The following is a 17902-nucleotide window of genomic DNA, read 5'->3' on the forward strand; positions in this document are numbered from 1 at the left end:
TCAGGCTCTATCCCTTATTAAACAAGCTGTTTAGCCTTCTTGTCACCCGTTAAGACCATTTTTAGGGGCGTATTCAGAGCAGTCTTTCGCTTGTTCGGTGAGAACCAAAGAAGGTTCTACAGCACACTTGAGATAATGATTATTGGAGTAAAATCGACAATTGCGACAGGGTACTTGATGTAAAGACTTAATACTAAAAACCATTTTATGATCTAAAACAGTCCTAATTTTTTGTAATATCAAGAAAAAAACTACCCAACTGAAAATTAAAGCAATGGGTGATAAAGTGAGCGCTATATCAGAGACATCTAAGCTATCTTGTTGTGTGGGTTCTGATCTAATTTCGCTCTGAATTACCTGACGCAACTTGATATTATCAGCTACTTTATTTGGCAGAATTGGCTCGACAGACATATTATTTAACCTCGGCTATCTAATTTTTGTGTGTTTGTTTTGATACAAAGCTAATTGGTAATTTTGGAGCCACAATCAGTAATTAATTAAGTAAGAGAATAGCCAATGAATAATAAATTAAATTTTGATTAGCTTTTTGCAGCCTGAGAATATAGCAAAAATAGGTATATAGTAATACTTCCTCTATAAGTTGTAAAATTAAAGAAGACATAGAAGAATAAATCTCAAGCCTAGGCCAAGAGAGCCAAGCATTAAAAAAATCATCTTTCAAAATTGATTTAAACCTGCAAGAGAAAATAAATAATTTATACTTTGGATGTTGAGTTACTTTTAAACTCTCCACTAGTATATTTAGAAAATTCCTAGCCGTTCAAATCATGAGATAACAAGTATGCTTAATTTTTGCTTGGTTAATTTAAGACAAAACCTGTGTTCCCTTATGTATGCCTCAATTATATGTGTAACAAAATATAATTTATCGTATATCTGCCGATAGTTTTGTTCGGAATTTTCAATGATATATCCAAAGGAGTATATTAATAAAATGATCTATAATCACAGTGGTTCATGTTAAAATTTTATCCATTATTTTAAGTCTTTATTGAAAATGTAATTACTCTTTAAGCCAGTTTGTAATTAAGTACTATATGGGGTAAAATTTGGAAGAATTAATGTAATTACATAGTATATAGGGGTATTATCATGTTGAGTATTGTTCTCACTTGGATAGTTACCAGCGTCAGCTTTTTGATTATTTCTCGACTTCCCTTGGGAATTGAAATTGATAATTTTGGTAAAGCTGCTATTTCTGCTGCTGTTTTTGGCATATTGAATGCCATTCTCTTGCCAATTCTCACTTTTTTCACGTTTCCATTTATTCTCTTGAGTTTTGGATTATTTTTCTTGATATTGAATGCCATCATTTTTGCACTGGCTGCTGCCTTAGTTCCAGGTTTTACCCTCAGATGGGGTTTTTGGAGTGCATTGCTGGGGTCTTTTACTTTAGCAATTGTCAATTCTCTTCTCTTGAGTATTGTGCGGACAGCAGTATAAAATACTCTTTGCTGTGGAAATCAGAGTAAAGTCTGAGATTTTTGAGAATAAAAAATAGACGTAAATGAAAAAAAATATGACAAAATTTTTGCGAGGTAAAATAGGCTTTTTTCTTTCAGGATTGCTTCTGACAGTTCTGCTAATTTCTTGTCAAACAGTACCTAATGCTGAATCACAACCTGCAACTCCTACCGCAACTACCACTACTACAAATTTCCCTCCTGTCGCTTCTCCTGATGGTGAACTGAGTGCAAACACAGCAAAATTACCACCATTACCCTATGATTTTGGGGCGTTAGGCAAAGCTATTGATGCCGAAACCATGAAACTACATCATGACGCGCATCACGCTAGCTATGTGAATAACCTCAACGATGCCTTAAAACAAGAGCCAGACTTACAAAAAAGAAGTGTAGAATCTTTGCTCCGGGATTTAGACAGTGTTCCTGAAAATATTCGGACAACGGTACGCAACAATGCTGGTGGGCATCTCAACCATACTATTTTCTGGCAAATAATGAGTCCTGATGGTGGTGGAGAACCCACAGGGGAAATTGCTCAAGAAATTAACCAAAAATTTGGTGATTTTGCCAGCTTTCAAAAACAGTTTAACGAAGCAGGAGGCGGTCGCTTCGGTAGTGGTTGGGTATGGTTAGTGCGGAACCCAGCCGGGGAACTGGAAATAGTCACCACACCTAATCAAGACAATCCCATTATGGATGGTGCATATTATCCGATTATGGGTAACGACGTATGGGAACACGCATATTACCTGAGATATCGCAACCGTCGCGCAGAGTATTTAAGTAACTGGTGGAACGTAGTCAACTGGCCAGAAATCAACAGGCGATCGCAAGCTTCATTAAAAACTGGTAGTTAGGAGAATAGCTGCTATGAAAAGTTTGTTAATGCACAATCCTGTAGTCGTAGCAGCAGGTTGGATCGGGGCTTATATATTTATTACCGTTTTGCCCCTACTTATTTTGCTCATATATCCGCCGACGGGTAGAGAGTTGTGGACGGAGTTTTCTGTAGCCTTGGGCTTCATTGGTCTAGCGATGATGGCACTACAATTTGCCCTCACAGCCCGCATCAATCGCATAGAAGCATCCTATGGTGTTGATATCATCCTGCAATTTCACCGCTACATCTCTTTAGTAGCATTTGCCTTTATTCTGCTTCACCCGTTAATTTTGTTCGTGGTGCAGCCAGAAACACGCGGGTTGTTAAACTTTGTTACAGCCCCTTGGCGTGCTAGAGCCGCAGTTGTGGGTACATTAGCCTTAATCTTGTTAATTGTCACAACAATTTGGCGTCAACAGTTAAAAATTCCCTATGAACCTTGGCGCACATCTCATGGTATTTTGGCAGTCTTAGCAATTAGTTTGGGACTAGCACATGGCTTGGGGGTAGGCTATTACTTAAATCTGTTTTGGAAAGCAGTTTTGTGGACAGCGATCGCTCTAACTGCCCTGTGGCTACTGATATATGTGCGTTTAGTCAAACCTATGTTCATGACCAAAAAGCCTTATCTAGTAGAAGAAGTGCGTCAAGAACGGGGCGATGTCTGGACATTAGCATTAAGACCTAGAGGACACGAAGGCTTTCGGTTTGAGCCTGGTCAATTTGCTTGGATTACCTTAGGTATTTCACCATTTCGGATGCGAGAACATCCTTTTTCCATGTCTTCTAGTGGAGACAATACTGAACGCATTGAGTTTAGTATCAAGGCATTGGGAGACTTTACCAAAAGAATCAAAGACGTAGAACCCGGAACCAAAGCATTTCTTGACGGCCCCTATGGAGTTTTCACCACTGACAGGTATGAAGATACGGCTGGCTTTGTCTTAATTGCCGGTGGTATTGGCATTACACCGATGATTAGTATGCTATTGACCCATGCAGAACGCCAAGATGAACGCCCCTACATATTAATCTATGCCAGCAAGACTTGGGATGACATTACTTTCCGTGAAGAACTCCATGAATTGCAGCAAAAATTAGACCTAAGCGTTTTCCATGTCCTCAAAGATCCCCCAGAAGATTGGTCAGGGGAAACAGGCTATGTAGATAAGGAACTCTTAGAACGTCATATACCCAAACGCAGAGGTACAAGGCAGTATTTTATTTGTGCATCACCCAAAATGATGGATCAGGTAGAAGCCGCGTTGCATCAACTGGAGGTTCCCACAACTAATATCCACATGGAACACTTTAATCTGGTTTAAGCAAACAGGTGTTGAAGTAATACAGAGTTTTTTGTAAATAGCCATTTCACTGGTTTCCTGTTCACTATTTTCCAGTAGTCCCATATTTGATTAAGTTTGAATTATGCGCTACAGCATCATGCTTCAATTGGTGACAGGCATCACCACAATTTTAGTGGGTACCGCTGCCTTCTTTGCTTGGTTACAAACTCGTCCTTCTCCCAGAGAAACTACAGTCACACGCAATAGTGAGTATTTCACGTCGTATTACTTTATTCATTCTGTCAGTTCTGGCTGCGATCGCACTCATCTTGATTGCATCTCCCGCAGTCATCATCCCTCCACCTAAACCAATCCAGCCAGTCACCGTCTACGTCATTGATCAGGGTTTACATTCCCGATTAGTTTTACCCGATGGTGACAACAAATTAATTCAATATGCTTATGGTGATTGGCGTTACTTTGCATTAAACCAGCAAAACTTGGGTAGTGGAATTGCCGCACTGCTGATTCCTACTCAGGGAACCCTCGGTAGAAGAGAATATCAAGATTTAGCCGAGATGAAGCAAACTCTCAATAGCAATAATAATATACTGAGTTTTCCAGTAGCCAAACTTGACGTTATCCGGCTAAAACAATCATTAGATCAACGCTTTAATCAGAACATCACCACCCAAATATTCAATCCGCTAAATAAAATGTACTTTGTACAAGACGATTTAGATTACACCTTATATCACAATAGTAATCATGAATTAGTTGTATGGATAGAAGCATTAGATTGTCGAGTTGAAGGCTTTGTTTTGTTAGCTGATTTTAAATTATCAGAAGAAAAAATCGAGTCTTGGCGTATGAAATAGTTTTATTCTTTCAACCCATAATACATTAAATCACTTATCGCTATTATTAAGTAGGTAAACATAATTCAATATAAAAAAATTTGTTCGTAGTGAGCGATTTATCGCTCTCTTGCCACGTTTCAAAAGGCTAGAGCCGCTGACTAAAAATAAGCCTTTCTATTTCATCCATAATGCTGATTGCATTTATGTCAGATAAATAGGAAAATTAATAAGTTGAAAAATTTATAAAATTTAGCACATTCAATGAAACTTACTAAAAAAAAACTGATATTCACCGCAATCTCTGGCGAGAACGTCTAATTGCCATTCTTGCTTTAATTAATTTAATGTTAGTGTTTTTTGATATCAGCTATCTGTATGCACGGGATTTTTATGTGCAAATTATCCCCAGCCTTGTGCAAAACTACGACCCAATTAAAGGTATTAAACCTCATCCAGCAACCGAGAATTACCTTCAGCAAGTAGAGACATTAGAAGCCCAAGTTATAGCCTCTGGCTTACCATCCCCTCAAGTAGAAAAAGAATTAGCCCAATTACGTCTGCTAAGTTTGCAAATTATTGAAGATAATCCCTTTGCAGTGGCAGATAAAACCAGTAATCTGGAAAAAATTCAAGACGAAATGCGTCAACGAACAGGAATTACTTCAGCTCGTAATGCTTTTGCTAATTTTTGGAGCCAAGCCTACCTTCAACAAGCTGGTTGGCAACAAGAAATTGATTTTTGGAATAGTGAAATTCGCCCTTTAATTCAAGCAAATTATTATAGAGATATTAATAAATATGGTAAATTTATTGACTATTTTTGGTTAATTGATTTGTCATTTGTAGTGATATTTGCCTTGAACTTTTTATTGCGTACCTTTCAAACCAGTCGCCGCAATCCTCATCTTAATTGGTTAGAAGCAATGTTGCGCCGTTGGTATGATTTTTTCTTATTGATTCCTGTCGCCAGATGGTTGCGAGTTATTCCCGTAACTATTCGCCTTTACCAAGCTGAATTATTAAATCTTGATCCTTTTAAGGCACAAATTAACCATGACTTTGCTGTGGGATTCGCCCAAGAAATGACAGAAATGGTGGGTGTTCAAGTCATAGATCAAATGCAAGACTCAATTCAACGAGGAGATGTTTCCCGTTGGTTGTTTCACCCAGAATCTCGTCGTCCTTATGTACAAATAAATAACCAAAATGAAGCAACAGTAATTACCAATCGTTTGGTAAAAGTTAGTATCTATGATGTTTTACCCCACATTCAGCCTGATATCGAAGCTTTAATACATCACACTATTACAAGTACCTTAAATGAGTCTCCTATATTCCGACAATTGCAAAATTTTCCAGGATTAAATCAATTACCTCATCAATTAACCGAACAATTAGCGGCAAATTTAACGCAATCTGCTTACACAACCTTAGTAAAAGCATTAGAAGACCCAGTTGGTGCAGAAATAACTGCTAAATTAACCAATAATTTTCGGGAGATATTAGAGAACGAATTGCAGAAAAAGCATAATCTCCGTGAACTAGAACAACTACTTGTAGATATGTTAGAAGAAATTAAAATTAATTACGTGAAAAATCTCGCAGAAGGAGGCATCGAAAAAGCTGTAGAGGAAGTGGAAAGTTTGCAAAGGAAATTTAATAGTTATAGGAGCTAGGGAGTTACGCAAAGTTTTCCCCTCAATTGCAACCACTTCCCCAGAAGTTATCTTCTATGTTGAGCAGTTGAGCTTGGTTTGATGCCACATCAAACGTTCCTAGGAAGAGAAAGGTTTGACACTAATATTAGGATCATTTGATTGGGAGTCAGTAGTTGCACCAACTGCCATGACTGAAGACCATTCACTGACGCGGTTATCATCTAGAACGGCTCGGACTCGATAAGCAAGCTGAGTTTTATGTACTAATAAGATTAAATCTCGGTTGAGTAAGCCTTGTGATTTGAGGTTTTCGTTTGATGCAGCTTGGAGATGAAAACAGCGATCGCTTTGACGTTGTAAATCTGGAGACTCACCATCCACCAGCACCTTTTGCAGTTCGTACTCTTTAGCCCCTGGATAAGCTTCCCAGCAAAGATTCCAGTAGGTTGACCAGTTAATCAAATTTGTTGTTGATTCCTTAACCTCATCCGACAAGGTAGAAACAAGTCCGGTAACTGGAGGTTGTACGACTTGCGGCGACTGGAAATTAACAGATTCTATATATCCAGGTTGCTCAACCTGTTGTGCAGCTATAGATGAACTGACATCAAGACTTAGCATCAGTCCGAATATCAAAGTGAGAAGCACAACCAATCGTAGGCATCGTGAAGGCACTAGGGGGAGGATTTTAAAATTCATAGTCATGCAAAACTTAAATGCTTAACCCGATTCTTCAAAATTAGGCATCAGATGCAGCAAAAAACAATCCTGCTACATCTAAGCCTCATTAAATTACAAATTGCGAATTGGTATTACTACCATTCCACACGTGAAATGAGACTGCCATTATCGGCATAGATAATTCTCGAACGGATATGCGTTCTAGCAGGTAGTGTGGAATTGAAGACACCGCTTTTTCGTCCCACGGCTGATCTGTTACCAATGTCTGCACGGAATATAACAACGTCAGGTGCTAACCCTACGTCATTACCTAGCCTAGTTTCCGGGCCACTATCAACACCATTGACAACCTGCCTACCACCATGAACTAGAACACGAGGCCCATAACCATTTCCATTACCAATAGTCAGATTAGTTGTCGCTAAACCATGAAAGACAACATCGTTTGCTACACCGGCAAGTATCCCAATGTTAAAAGGTTGACCCTCATCAGCACGGATGGAAATTCTATTACCTAATTTCTGGTTTAAGGCTGCGAGAGAATCTTGCAGAATCACATTGCCGATGATGCGGTTAGGGTAGCTGGGATCTTGAACAGTCACCCCACCTATGGTTGGCAAACTTGGTGTTGGGTTATTAGGGGTGGATGGACTGAAATTTATCCCTGTGACATTTGACGGATTGGCTACGGCTAATTGTGTATAACCTTGGGCCAATGACTGATTAACTGCAATTACACCCTGCATCAATGCAACATCGGCTTGTGTCAGGTTAGACACCTTCCCCAAACTGCCACTAGTAGCTTCTATGTTACTAGTAACATTTTTACCTGGGAGGACAACTTTACCAGAGGGTAAGGTAACACCAGGGCCGACCCGCGAGAGAAAATTGACTACGGTGTTGAACTCTATAGTTGCACCGTCTACTTCAGCGTTGAAGGCGATGAATGTCTCTGGCTGAGTGTTGCTAAACTGAACACCGCTCACGGGGTCAGTAAAAGGCCCAGTTGAGCCAGTAAGACCGATTCTGGCTGTACCTTTGACAGTAGCCAAGTGTGCCAGGATGACTCGCTCACCAATAGTTGCCCCCGCTACTGAAGGTGTAATGCTCACTTGGTCTTGGATGTTGGAGCCGTCATGGATAATGATGGGGCCATTAGTAGCGTTTAACCGAGCAAATGGTGCAACGTAGACTTTTTCCCCCAAGGTAATATTTGCGGGATTGGTAATTATCGCAGCTGGGTCAATAAAACTAGCTGATGCTGGGGCTGCTGTACTGGGACATATAGGTCGGTTAACCGCAGTTGGACTACACGAAGCAAGGGTTGCAAGGGCTGGTTGTGCATCTACCTGTATAACTAGGACAAACGCAAGGATAATTGCAGTAAAGGCACTAAAAATTGTGCGAGGTTTGAACATTAAAAGAAGGCTCCTCACGAGCTATGGAGTATTTATTATTTGCCGGATAATTTGTGTTAACGAGGAAAAGATACTATTCAGCGTCGCCTACGGTGAGCGAAACGCCAGTCCGAGCGCAGGAATTAGCAAAAAATCATATTGCCATAATCCCCCTTTTCAACTCTTTCCTACTTGCTTATAAGATAGAGAATTAACCGGCCCAAAATCCGCTCAACAAGTTATAAACGTTGAGAAATGTTACCAAGTCATCTATCAGACCAGTAATAATACCAAGAAGTGAGCTTTGTGGAATTGTCGTTGTTGCGGAGGCCACTGCATTATTAAATACAGTTTCCCAAGCATTTGGACCGATAGCCGTTGTACCATAAACCTGTGTACTCACAGCCAAAATAAAGCCAAGCGCAGCTAGACTGGCTAGTATTGTGCGACGTTTTAACATTATTATTTGATACCTGATAGTTTGCCAAGTTTGTTTGACAGGGTAAACCGAAAAGGTAAGGGAAAAGCGGTAACTTTTCAATTTACCTGAGCTAATGAAGTAAAATTATTCCAAGCAGCAATTAACCGCTTACTTTCATATTATCTTAATATTTTTTAGTAATTTAAGCTAGATATTTTGATATTAGTAAAATTTATATTTCTAATAAAAATGTAGTGCATCATAGAGTTTACAACTTTGTAAATTCCATTGAGTATCAGCAACAAAATATATCTACCTTGAGACATATTTTTAAATTAATTTGATCCCAAATATCTTTGTCAAACCAGATATCCCTCTAGTTTGATTCTCCCGCAACTCTTTGACAAAATTTTCTGCAATCACAGCATAATCATATTCTGGTGTGAGATTTGTTCTTTCACTTGGCTGATTTATTAACTTTACTTATATTACAGAGCCAACTCAGCCATTCAATACTGACATTTAAAATTACTAATTCTCAACGAAAATCTACTTATACAGGTATTCATCACGGAGTGATCGCCAAACTTTTCGGTCTACTGGTTGTTGCTCCGGCTACGGCATTATTGTAGACAGTCTCCCAAGCATCTGGCCCGCTTGTCGATTACTTAAAATAATATGCCAGTTGCGTAAGTCCTATAATTGTCCAACCTCTGATACTATTTTGGCTGATTTATCCCAGGCTAGATATGTTTCCCAATTCTCATTTATTGCGAGAATTTAATCATCTAATTTGTGCTATGAACCAATTTAAACTAAGTGTGGACAAATCAAATTTAGAATCAAGCGATCGCGCTCATTGAAGTTCCGGCGATGGCGGTTGATTGATAAAATCGAACAGCATTCTCTATGGAAGGAAATTGTTCTTTTATTTTTTCATTAAAATTAAAGATACCCATTACATAATTCTGAAAAACTGGGGAAAAACAATAATGATGAAGGTGGGATTTTTTAACAGGATTCCGGTAATGCCCCTAGTACTACTTTGGTTAGCTTATGCGCTTTTGGGGTGGTATCTTGCCGCTCATCATATCATTTGGCTGGCGGGAGCTTTTGTCGTTACCCTGGCTATAGCTATCGTCCGCAAAAGTATTGCTTGGTTAGAGCGATTAGTGGAATTTGGCTCAAGAATCTTGGTTGTAATTTTATTTTTAAGTTTATCAATCGCTTTAGTCGAAACTTGGTCAATTTTTTTCAGTCTCTTTCTCATACCCATAGCGACTACATTTTTAGCTGATTTAGAAATGCGTTTTGCTGGCTTCAATAAACTGGATTCTTTTTGGGTTTTAACTATCCTTGCCGTGTTTGGTTTAATTACAGGGGAAATGATAGACATTCTGATTTTCCCTAGCAGCAGATTTTAAGCATAATTACTCGTTGATTTGATAGCGCACTATCTTCCTGACATGATCAACTGACATACTTAACTCTTGAGCGATCGCAGTCTCTAATAAACTGATATCTGTCACCGGAACTTGAAAATTTCGGGTATTAGAGTCTGTAGTCTTCACTATCACTTGACTAATTCCCTGCTGGCGATCAATTTCCGCTCGAATCATCAATAAATGTATCGATAAATGAAATTCTGGTCTGGCATCAGTCTGAAGTTTATTGACTGTGTTGTAAGGTCGGCTAAACACCTTGTCTGCAACTAGGTTACCACTAGACCAAAAGACAATACCCAAAAGAGGTAAAGGAAGCCAAAATTCCCACCCTAGAAAATTTAAAGGTTTCAGCCAACGACGTAAAAACATAACTATGATCCTCGTTCAAATTGGGAAGACTAACGCCAACGTCATGACGTAATTACGTGAATTTTGCGTATGTCACCAAAAATACTCACTCTCCAGACTGTTAAAAATCCTACTACTGGAGGAAGACAGATTGATTTGCTTTTTCTACCCTATAAAGAAGTAAGAGCAAAACTTGTGGCGATGCGAATACTTTTAGTAGAAGACGATTTAGAACAGTTAGAACCCTTACAAACAGCGTTGTCACAAGCTGGACATATTGTAGACGGAGTAGAAGATGGTGAGATCGCTCAGTGGGTGATTAGCCAAAGAGATTATGATTTATTGATTCTAGACTGGATGTTGCCAGAAATTAGCGGATTGGATTTGTGCCGTCAGTATCGACAAGCAGGAAAACAATCACCCATATTAATGCTGACTGCCAAAGATACCACTTTAGATAAAGTGACAGGTTTAGATGCAGGTGCTGATGATTACCTGGTCAAACCCACAGATTTATTTGAGTTACTGGCACGAGTACGGGCATTAGGCAGGCGATCGCCCCAGTGGCAAGGAGATATTCTGCAACTTGCTGACTTAAAACTGCATACTTCTAATTTGACAGTTACAAAAGGACAGGCATCTGTAGAGTTATCTACCCGTGAGTTTCAACTATTAGAATACCTCATGCATCACCCGCATCAAGTTGTCAGCCGTAACCAAATAGAACAAGCATTATGGGAATGGGGTAGCGAACCAGAAAGTAACGCCACAACAACACTAGTCCGTCGTCTTAGACAACGGTTGCAATTAGTAGATGCTGCTGATTGGATTGAAACAGTTTATGGTATGGGTTATCGGATTAATCCCAAAGAGTAGGAAAGAACAAGCAAAATGTAGGGATAACCAATGACCATTGACCAATAACCCAAACAGATGTTCAACCGTAGCCGTCGCAATTTAGCCCGTTGGTTTACTTTATCGATGGGAAGTATTTTGATCATGTTTGCCGGCACGCTGTACTATCAGGAATCGCTGCAACAGCTAGAGATTATAGATTCACTCCTCTACAAAAAAGCTAGGGTGATTACAGGAAATGTCAAGTACAGACCGCATCAGGGACAGGAACAAGTTTTTTTGGGTAATGTCCCACTGCTAGGCAATAACCCACCCCCTCCAGATAGTGAAGTTGTTTATGCACGTTGGTACGATGCTGAAGGTCAACTGAAGCGGTTCTTTGGGCAAATTCCACCGGAAAAGTTAAGGGAAACTTTTGAATTTCAGACAATTAAACTTAGCAATGATGAGGATTCTTCATCATCAACAGTTATTTGGCTACGTCAAATCACCCTCCCAGTGCAGCATAATGGCCAGATAATCGGTTATCTGCAAATGGCACTACCGATGACCCGCGCTCAAGAGACTTTAAGAAGATTTCTGCTGTTGTTGGTATTCACAGTATTAATCGCTTTAGGCTTGACAAGCCTTGCCGGATGGTTTTTAGGAGGACTGGCGATGCTACCAATTCGCCATAGTTACCAACAACTCCAGCGCTTCACAGCTAACGCTTCTCATGAATTACGCGCTCCTTTAGCAGCAATCCTCAGTAATGCTCAGGTGGGCTTGCTAGCTCCCATTGATGACGGTGCTACCAAGCATCTGCGTTTAGAAAAGACTGTAGAAGTTGCCAAATCAATGAATACTCTCATTGGTAACCTGCTATTTCTAGCACGTCGGGCGGGGTGTTTAGTTCCAGAATCTTTGAGATATTTTGATTTGAGTGATTTGCTAGAGGAATTATTAGATTCCCAAACTATCAAAGCTGCTGCCCAGCATTTACATATAAAGAGTGATTTACCAAAACACTCAATTGTGATCAACGCAGATCCTGATCTTTTGCGTCAAGCAGTCATGAATCTCTTGAGTAACGCTTGTAAATATACACCTCAGGGCGGGAAGGTAGAGTTACGTTTATTTACTGAATATGGTCAGGTAGTAATTCAAGTAGAAGATAACGGTATTGGCATTCCTGCCGAAGATTTACCACATATATTTGAGCGGTTTTATCGGGTGGATAAGCAACGCACACGTTCTGCCGGTGGTTTTGGCTTAGGATTGGCGATCGCTCAACAAATTGTCGCCGCTCATGACGGTCATCTTAGTGTTCGCAGTCAAGTAGGGCAAGGTTCTTTATTTCAAATTGAATTGCCATTAACATGATACTAGCCTGTTACCTTAAGGATGCTGGGGACTCAATTCACAGGCTTTGCCCAAGGTCATTGATCTGATAATTGCATTTGTTGTTTATACTTGGTCATAGTTCAACTCAAATAGCATCAAATCAAAGCTCAAATACACTGCCTGAATTAGCTACCCTCCAGTTCACCTATGCAAAGCAGATCCCGACAAGAGATACAGGAGTTAGTACGCGAGCAGCTGCAAGTATTACTCGAACAAAAAAACTTTCAAGGCGCTAAGGCTTTGTTAGTTCCCGTCCAATTCGCAGATATTGCTGAAGCAATAGAAGGTTTACCAGAAGCTACCCAGGCGATCGCATTTCGGTTGCTGTCTAAAGAAGAAGCGATTGAGGTGTTTGAATACCTCGATCCCAGTGTGCAGCAGACGCTACTAGAAGATTTTAAGCGTCAGGATGTGCAGGAAATTGTTGATCGCATGTCGCCTGACGATCGCGCTCGCTTATTTGATGAATTACCTGCCAAAGTTGTCCGGCGACTATTACAACAACTCAGTCCGGTGGAACGAAATGCAACAGCCTTGCTGTTAGGTTACGCACCTAATACAGCTGGGCGAATTATGACTCCTGAGTATTTGTCACTCAAAGAAAATGTCACGGTGACTCAGGCATTAATACAAATTCGTTCTTTAGCTAACTTAAGAGAAACTATTTATTACATTTATGTCACTGATGATGCTCGTCGTTTGACTGGCATTCTTTCACTCCGTGATTTGATTGTCGCGCAACCAGAACAAACTATTGGCAGCATCATGACCCGTGATGTGGTATTTGTGAACACAGGTACAGACCAAGAAGAAGTTGCCCGGACAATTCAGCACTACGATTTTGTAGCAATTCCTGTCGTAGATACAGAGCAACGGCTTGTAGGAATTGTCACAGTAGATGATGTCCTAGATATTTTAGAACAAGAAACCACTGAAGATATCTATACTTTAGGGGGACTAGAATCCGGTGGTGATAATTATTTTCAAACTAACTTATTTACTGTTGCCCGTAAGCGCGTAGTCTGGTTATTAATTCTATTGGTCACTAATAGTGCTACGGCGGCAGTGATTACCAACCAAGAAGATATTTTAGAAAAGGTCGTTGCCTTAACTGCTTTTATACCCTTGTTAATTGGTACAGGTGGTAACGTAGGAGCGCAGTCTTCCACCGTTGTCATTCGGGGTTTGAACACAGAAGATGTCCGTCCTCAAGAAGCCTTGAGCGTAATCAGAGGAGAAGCGATCGCAGGTGTCTTGTTAGGAGCAATGTTAGGTACAGTCGTAGTAGTTTGGGCCTTTTTCCTCCAAGGAGACTGGGGCGTAGCGATCACCGTCGGTATTAGTTTAGTTTCTATATGCGTCCTAGCTTCAGTATCTGGTTCCGCTTTGCCATTTTTGTTCCGTAAATTTGGGCTAGACCCTGCTTTAATGTCAGCACCATTCATTACCACGGCTGTTGATGTGTTGGGAGTTTTAATTTATCTCAACCTGGCTAGATGGATTTTACAATTGTAATCAAGTTGTGGCGCATCATATTCCATTAAATAGGAAATCATCAACCAAAATGCAACTTTTGGAAACTGCCTGAAGATAGATTTTATGGCTTATAAAATCATGCATGAGACAGACGACAAAAAAGATTTATATTATTAAATAAAAAGCCATTAATCATATATATATTATTTTTCTAAGGCGCTGTTGTCACTTTTTAGTCACATTTATTGTTAATAATAAAAATATGGGAGGAATTGCTTACTCCTCAATACTTTTGCTTATTTGCTCCAATTTATTCACATTCACAAAGTGTGAGGAAATAAATTGAGTTCAAATTCACACCTCTGATTTTCATTTACAACTGATAGACCACCTGAGAAAACTTGTACCAACTTCAGTTTTTGACCCATAACTCTCAAGGATTCACAATGACTATTAATCTTGTCAATAAAACTGTTTCCTTCTTAGGTGTCACAGCTGCAATAGTTGGTTTAAGCGCATTTCCAGCTAATGCTGAAGGAACATCACAAACACTATCGATTGTCGGTACAGATGAGACTACCTCAGCTGTTGACTTACAACTAGAACCCAATACACAAACCATTCCCCAAGAGAACCCAATAGTTGAACAACCAGAACCAACTCCACTAATAGCGCAAGAAGTTGTACCTGGGACAGCTACCCGTTCAGGGCCTAGTTACATCGGCGTTGGCGGTAACATTGGCTTTGGTGGCGGAACAACCCTAAGTCAAGGTTCTTTCGCCGTTTTCAGCAAAGTTGGTTTGACGGAAAACTTTTCTGCCCGTCCCGCCGCTTTTTTTGGTGATAATACATTGTTTCTCATTCCTGTGACAGTTGACTTTCCAGTTCAAGCAGTCACAGATACAGGAGAACAACAACTCAGCATCGCTCCTTATGTGGGAGGAGGCGCTGCTATTTCCACAGATAGAGACAGCACAGTCGGTTTTCTACTCACAGGCGGTGTTGATGTCCCCATCTCACCTGAGTTTACAGCAACAGCTGGCGTTAATGTCGGCTTTATTGATGAAACAGAGGTGGGGTTACTAATAGGGGTAGGATACAACTTCTAAACCAAATGTAAGTGTTGGATGAATCCTCTAAAAGTTTAGTTGATGATTCAGCCATACCTACTGAAGTTGACAATTGTGACCATAGCAGCCACAATACCTGTGCTGTCAATTCCCAAATGAGTTTTGGGCATCAATAACCAGGATTGTGGACTTGTAAAGCCCTCAAGACATCACCATAGCCGCAAGAGTAGAAAATATTGAAGGGCCGCCACCTTCTGGGACTGGTGGCCCGCACCGAGTTCCACGGCCCAAACAGTAGTGCTGAGTCGTGAGTTCTGAAAGTCTTGAGTATACCGAGGAAGATTTTTCACTCAGCACTCAACACTTATGAGGTATTAATGTGAGTAGCCAGGAAAACTACAATTCATTCGAGTTAGGAGCAAAAACTGAAGCGGCAGCAGAACCTAAAGCACTGTTGACATTACCAGATGCAATAGCAGTGATTGTTGGTATAGTCATCGGGGCAGGTATTTTTCAAACACCCGCTCTAGTAGCAGCTCAATCAGGCAGTAATATAAATGTACTGCTATTGTGGCTGGCTGGTGGCATAGTATCTCTAGTGGGAGCGCTGTGCTATGCAGAGTTGGCGACGGCTTATCCCAGCGTGGGGGGTGTCTATTATTACCTTAAGCGATCATTCGGGCGAGAAGTCGCCTTTTTATTTGCCTGGGCAAGAATGACTGTAATTCAAACAGGTTCCATTGTGCTGTTGGCATTTGTTTTTGGTGATTATGCTTCTCAGATATGGCGCTTTGGGACTTTTTCATCTTCTATTTATGCAGCAGTAGCGATCGCCTGCTTAACCGCTTTAAATATTCTCGGTTTGCAACAAGGGAAGTGGGCGCAAAACCTACTGACTTTAGCAAAAATTCTGGGTTTATTACTAGTAGTACTTTTGGGAATCACTGCTGTTCCTAACACCACAGTGCCTACAGAGCCTGCAACCTCCGGAAATTGGGGATTAGCAATGGTGTTTGTGCTGCTATCTTACGGGGGCTGGAATGAAGCAGCGTATATTTCAGCCGAAATACACAATAAGCAACGCAACATTCTGCGATCGCTACTTTGGAGTATTGGCATTATCACCGCCATTTACCTGCTGATTAATTTCGCTTACCTGCGGGGGCTAGGTTTAGCCAACATGGGTAGTTCAGAAGCAGTAGCCGCAGATTTAATGCGTTCTCTGTGGGGTGAACCAGGAGCCTGGTTTATCAGCCTATTGATTGCTGTCTGTACTTTAGGAGCTACCAACGCCACAATCTTGACAGGCGCACGTACTAATTATGCACTCGGTCAAGATTTTTCGTTGTTTAGCTTTATGGGACGCTGGCAAAAAAGCAGCACTCCCGTCCGAGCCTACTTATTACAACTAGCGATCGCCCTAGCACTAGTTGTATTAGGCACAATCACCCGTGGTGGCTTTGAAACAATGGTGGATTATACCGCACCCGTATTTTGGTTTTTCTTTCTGCTATCAGGGGTATCGCTGTTCATCCTGCGAATGCGGGAACCACACATCCTGCGACCATTTCGGGTACCGTTTTATCCTTTAACTCCATTAATATTTTGTGCTGTTTGCGGCTACTTGCTTTATTCCAGCATGGCTTATACCGGTGTGGGCGCACTTGTAGGCGTTTTAGTTGTAGCAGCTGGGATTCCCCTGTTGTTTTGGAATCGCCACCGTCAAGGGAGATGAGGGAGATGAGGGACATGGGGACATGGGGACATGGGAAAAAACTTCCTAGCCTCTAGTACAAGTCGGTGTAAATAAACAGACTAGTTGAAATCAATGAAAAGCCTATAAAATAAGCTTTTTGACTTTTGACTTCCGCCTTGCGGTACTAGCCTCTTCCCAAAACTGATCACTGAAAATTACACGCTTTCGATAAAGGACAAAAATCATGAACTTTAAAAAAATCCTGTTTTTAGTGGCTACAGGAGTTAGTTTGACAAGCCTGGGAGTTGCAGGATGCACAACACAACAACGGGACTTTGAAGCAGGAACAGAACCTCCTACTTTGGCTGGGCAAACTGAAACCCCTGCCACAACTCAACCTCAAGAACGCCCTGGTGATGTGCCTTATGTACCCACACCACAGTCAGTAGTAGATGCCATGTTAGAAGTGGCAAAAGTCAACGAAAACGATGTCCTGTACGACTTAGGTAGTGGTGACGGCCGAATCGTCATAACGGCTGCCCAAAAGTTCGGTACTAGAGGCGTAGGTGTAGATATTGACCCCGAACGAATAGCAGAAGCTAACCAAAATGCTGAACAAGCAGGAGTGAGCGATCGCGTACAATTTGTCCAACAAGACTTATTTAAATCTGACTTTAGTGAAGCCACAGTAGTCACACTTTATTTACTACCCGATATCAATCTGAGACTCCGCCCTCAGCTATTGCAGCAACTCAAACCCGGAACTCGCATTGTCTCCCACGCTTTCGACATGGGTGAGTGGCAACCAGAGCAAACATTAAATGTGGATGGCCGGACAGTTTATTATTGGGTCGTACCTGAAGAAGTACCAGCTAATTTGCAATAACTATTATAGGGAGTAGGGAGTAGGGAGTAGGCTTGCCGTGAGCGTAGCCGTTAGCGTAGCTTCCCGAAGG

17 protein-coding genes are annotated in these 17902 nt (G+C 40.9%); 12 read left to right on the forward strand and 5 right to left on the reverse strand.

Annotated features, from left to right (window positions below; translation table 11 throughout):
- Positions 1 to 42: 42 nt before the first annotated feature.
- Entirely contained in the window at positions 43 to 414 is a 372-nt protein-coding gene (locus ACM0OS_RS23585) for a hypothetical protein (RefSeq protein ID WP_414545611.1), read from the reverse strand.
- A gap of 702 nt (positions 415 to 1116) precedes the next feature.
- On the opposite strand from ACM0OS_RS23585, the gene ACM0OS_RS23590 reads away from it, so the two are divergent.
- The 5 genes from ACM0OS_RS23590 to ACM0OS_RS23610 all read left to right on the forward strand — a co-directional run bounded on the left by ACM0OS_RS23590 (position 1117) and on the right by ACM0OS_RS23610 (position 6192).
- Positions 1117 to 1467, forward strand: a complete 351-nt coding sequence (locus tag ACM0OS_RS23590; protein ID WP_414545612.1) for a phage holin family protein — start codon at positions 1117 to 1119, stop codon at positions 1465 to 1467.
- Between the two features lie 76 nt (positions 1468 to 1543).
- The gene (locus tag ACM0OS_RS23595) at positions 1544 to 2347 is read left to right on the forward strand and encodes a superoxide dismutase (RefSeq protein ID WP_414545613.1); all 804 of its coding nucleotides are present in this window, start codon (positions 1544 to 1546) and stop codon (positions 2345 to 2347) included.
- Positions 2348 to 2360: 13 nt separating this feature from the next.
- Complete coding sequence (locus ACM0OS_RS23600) at positions 2361 to 3695, forward strand: ferric reductase-like transmembrane domain-containing protein (protein ID WP_414545614.1); 1335 nt, start codon at positions 2361 to 2363, stop codon at positions 3693 to 3695.
- 227 nt (positions 3696 to 3922) lie between these two features.
- Positions 3923 to 4534: a DUF2459 domain-containing protein gene (locus tag ACM0OS_RS23605; RefSeq protein ID WP_414545615.1), complete on the forward strand. Its 612-nt coding sequence runs from the start codon at positions 3923 to 3925 to the stop codon at positions 4532 to 4534.
- A 326-nt stretch (positions 4535 to 4860) separates the two neighbouring features.
- The gene (locus tag ACM0OS_RS23610) at positions 4861 to 6192 is read left to right on the forward strand and encodes a hypothetical protein (RefSeq protein WP_414545616.1); all 1332 of its coding nucleotides are present in this window, start codon (positions 4861 to 4863) and stop codon (positions 6190 to 6192) included.
- A gap of 99 nt (positions 6193 to 6291) precedes the next feature.
- On the opposite strand, the gene ACM0OS_RS23615 is transcribed toward ACM0OS_RS23610, so the two are convergent.
- The 3 genes from ACM0OS_RS23615 to ACM0OS_RS23625 all read right to left on the reverse strand — a co-directional run bounded on the left by ACM0OS_RS23615 (position 6292) and on the right by ACM0OS_RS23625 (position 8712).
- Positions 6292 to 6795, reverse strand: coding sequence for a hypothetical protein (locus tag ACM0OS_RS23615; RefSeq protein WP_414545617.1), 504 nt, complete (start codon positions 6793 to 6795; stop codon positions 6292 to 6294).
- Positions 6796 to 6989: 194 nt separating this feature from the next.
- Positions 6990 to 8273: an acetyltransferase gene (locus ACM0OS_RS23620; RefSeq protein WP_414545618.1), complete on the reverse strand. Its 1284-nt coding sequence runs from the start codon at positions 8271 to 8273 to the stop codon at positions 6990 to 6992.
- Positions 8274 to 8463: 190 nt separating this feature from the next.
- Positions 8464 to 8712, reverse strand: a complete 249-nt coding sequence (locus ACM0OS_RS23625; RefSeq protein WP_414545619.1) for a hypothetical protein — start codon at positions 8710 to 8712, stop codon at positions 8464 to 8466.
- A gap of 956 nt (positions 8713 to 9668) precedes the next feature.
- Between ACM0OS_RS23625 and ACM0OS_RS23630 the strand changes: the two genes are divergently transcribed.
- Positions 9669 to 10097, forward strand: coding sequence for a hypothetical protein (locus ACM0OS_RS23630; RefSeq protein ID WP_414545626.1), 429 nt, complete (start codon positions 9669 to 9671; stop codon positions 10095 to 10097).
- A 6-nt stretch (positions 10098 to 10103) separates the two neighbouring features.
- Here the strand turns inward: ACM0OS_RS23630 and ACM0OS_RS23635 are convergent, their stop codons facing one another.
- Complete coding sequence (locus ACM0OS_RS23635; protein ID WP_414545620.1) at positions 10104 to 10487, reverse strand: hypothetical protein; 384 nt, start codon at positions 10485 to 10487, stop codon at positions 10104 to 10106.
- A gap of 180 nt (positions 10488 to 10667) precedes the next feature.
- Here ACM0OS_RS23635 and rppA point away from each other — a divergent pair, with 180 nt between their 5' ends.
- From rppA to ACM0OS_RS23665, 6 genes are all read left to right on the forward strand, one after another.
- On the forward strand, positions 10668 to 11342 hold the full coding sequence (gene rppA, locus ACM0OS_RS23640; RefSeq protein WP_414545627.1) for a two-component system response regulator RppA: 675 nt from the start codon (positions 10668 to 10670) through the stop codon (positions 11340 to 11342).
- 57 nt (positions 11343 to 11399) lie between these two features.
- Positions 11400 to 12683 (forward strand): sensor histidine kinase, encoded by a 1284-nt coding sequence (locus ACM0OS_RS23645; protein WP_414545621.1) that lies wholly within the window; start codon positions 11400 to 11402, stop codon positions 12681 to 12683.
- Between the two features lie 168 nt (positions 12684 to 12851).
- Positions 12852 to 14219: a magnesium transporter gene (gene mgtE, locus ACM0OS_RS23650; protein WP_414545622.1), complete on the forward strand. Its 1368-nt coding sequence runs from the start codon at positions 12852 to 12854 to the stop codon at positions 14217 to 14219.
- A 407-nt stretch (positions 14220 to 14626) separates the two neighbouring features.
- Positions 14627 to 15289 carry a hypothetical protein gene (locus tag ACM0OS_RS23655; RefSeq protein WP_414545623.1) on the forward strand — a complete coding sequence of 221 codons (663 nt, stop codon included), beginning with the start codon at positions 14627 to 14629 and terminating at the stop codon, positions 15287 to 15289.
- Between the two features lie 340 nt (positions 15290 to 15629).
- Positions 15630 to 16985 (forward strand): APC family permease, encoded by a 1356-nt coding sequence (locus ACM0OS_RS23660; RefSeq protein WP_414545624.1) that lies wholly within the window; start codon positions 15630 to 15632, stop codon positions 16983 to 16985.
- Between the two features lie 205 nt (positions 16986 to 17190).
- Positions 17191 to 17832: an SAM-dependent methyltransferase gene (locus tag ACM0OS_RS23665; protein WP_414545625.1), complete on the forward strand. Its 642-nt coding sequence runs from the start codon at positions 17191 to 17193 to the stop codon at positions 17830 to 17832.
- Positions 17833 to 17902: the final 70 nt, after the last annotated feature.

This window comes from Nostoc sp. CCY0012 (assembly GCF_963920855.1).
GTDB lineage: Bacteria > Cyanobacteriota > Cyanobacteriia > Cyanobacteriales > Nostocaceae > Cyanocohniella.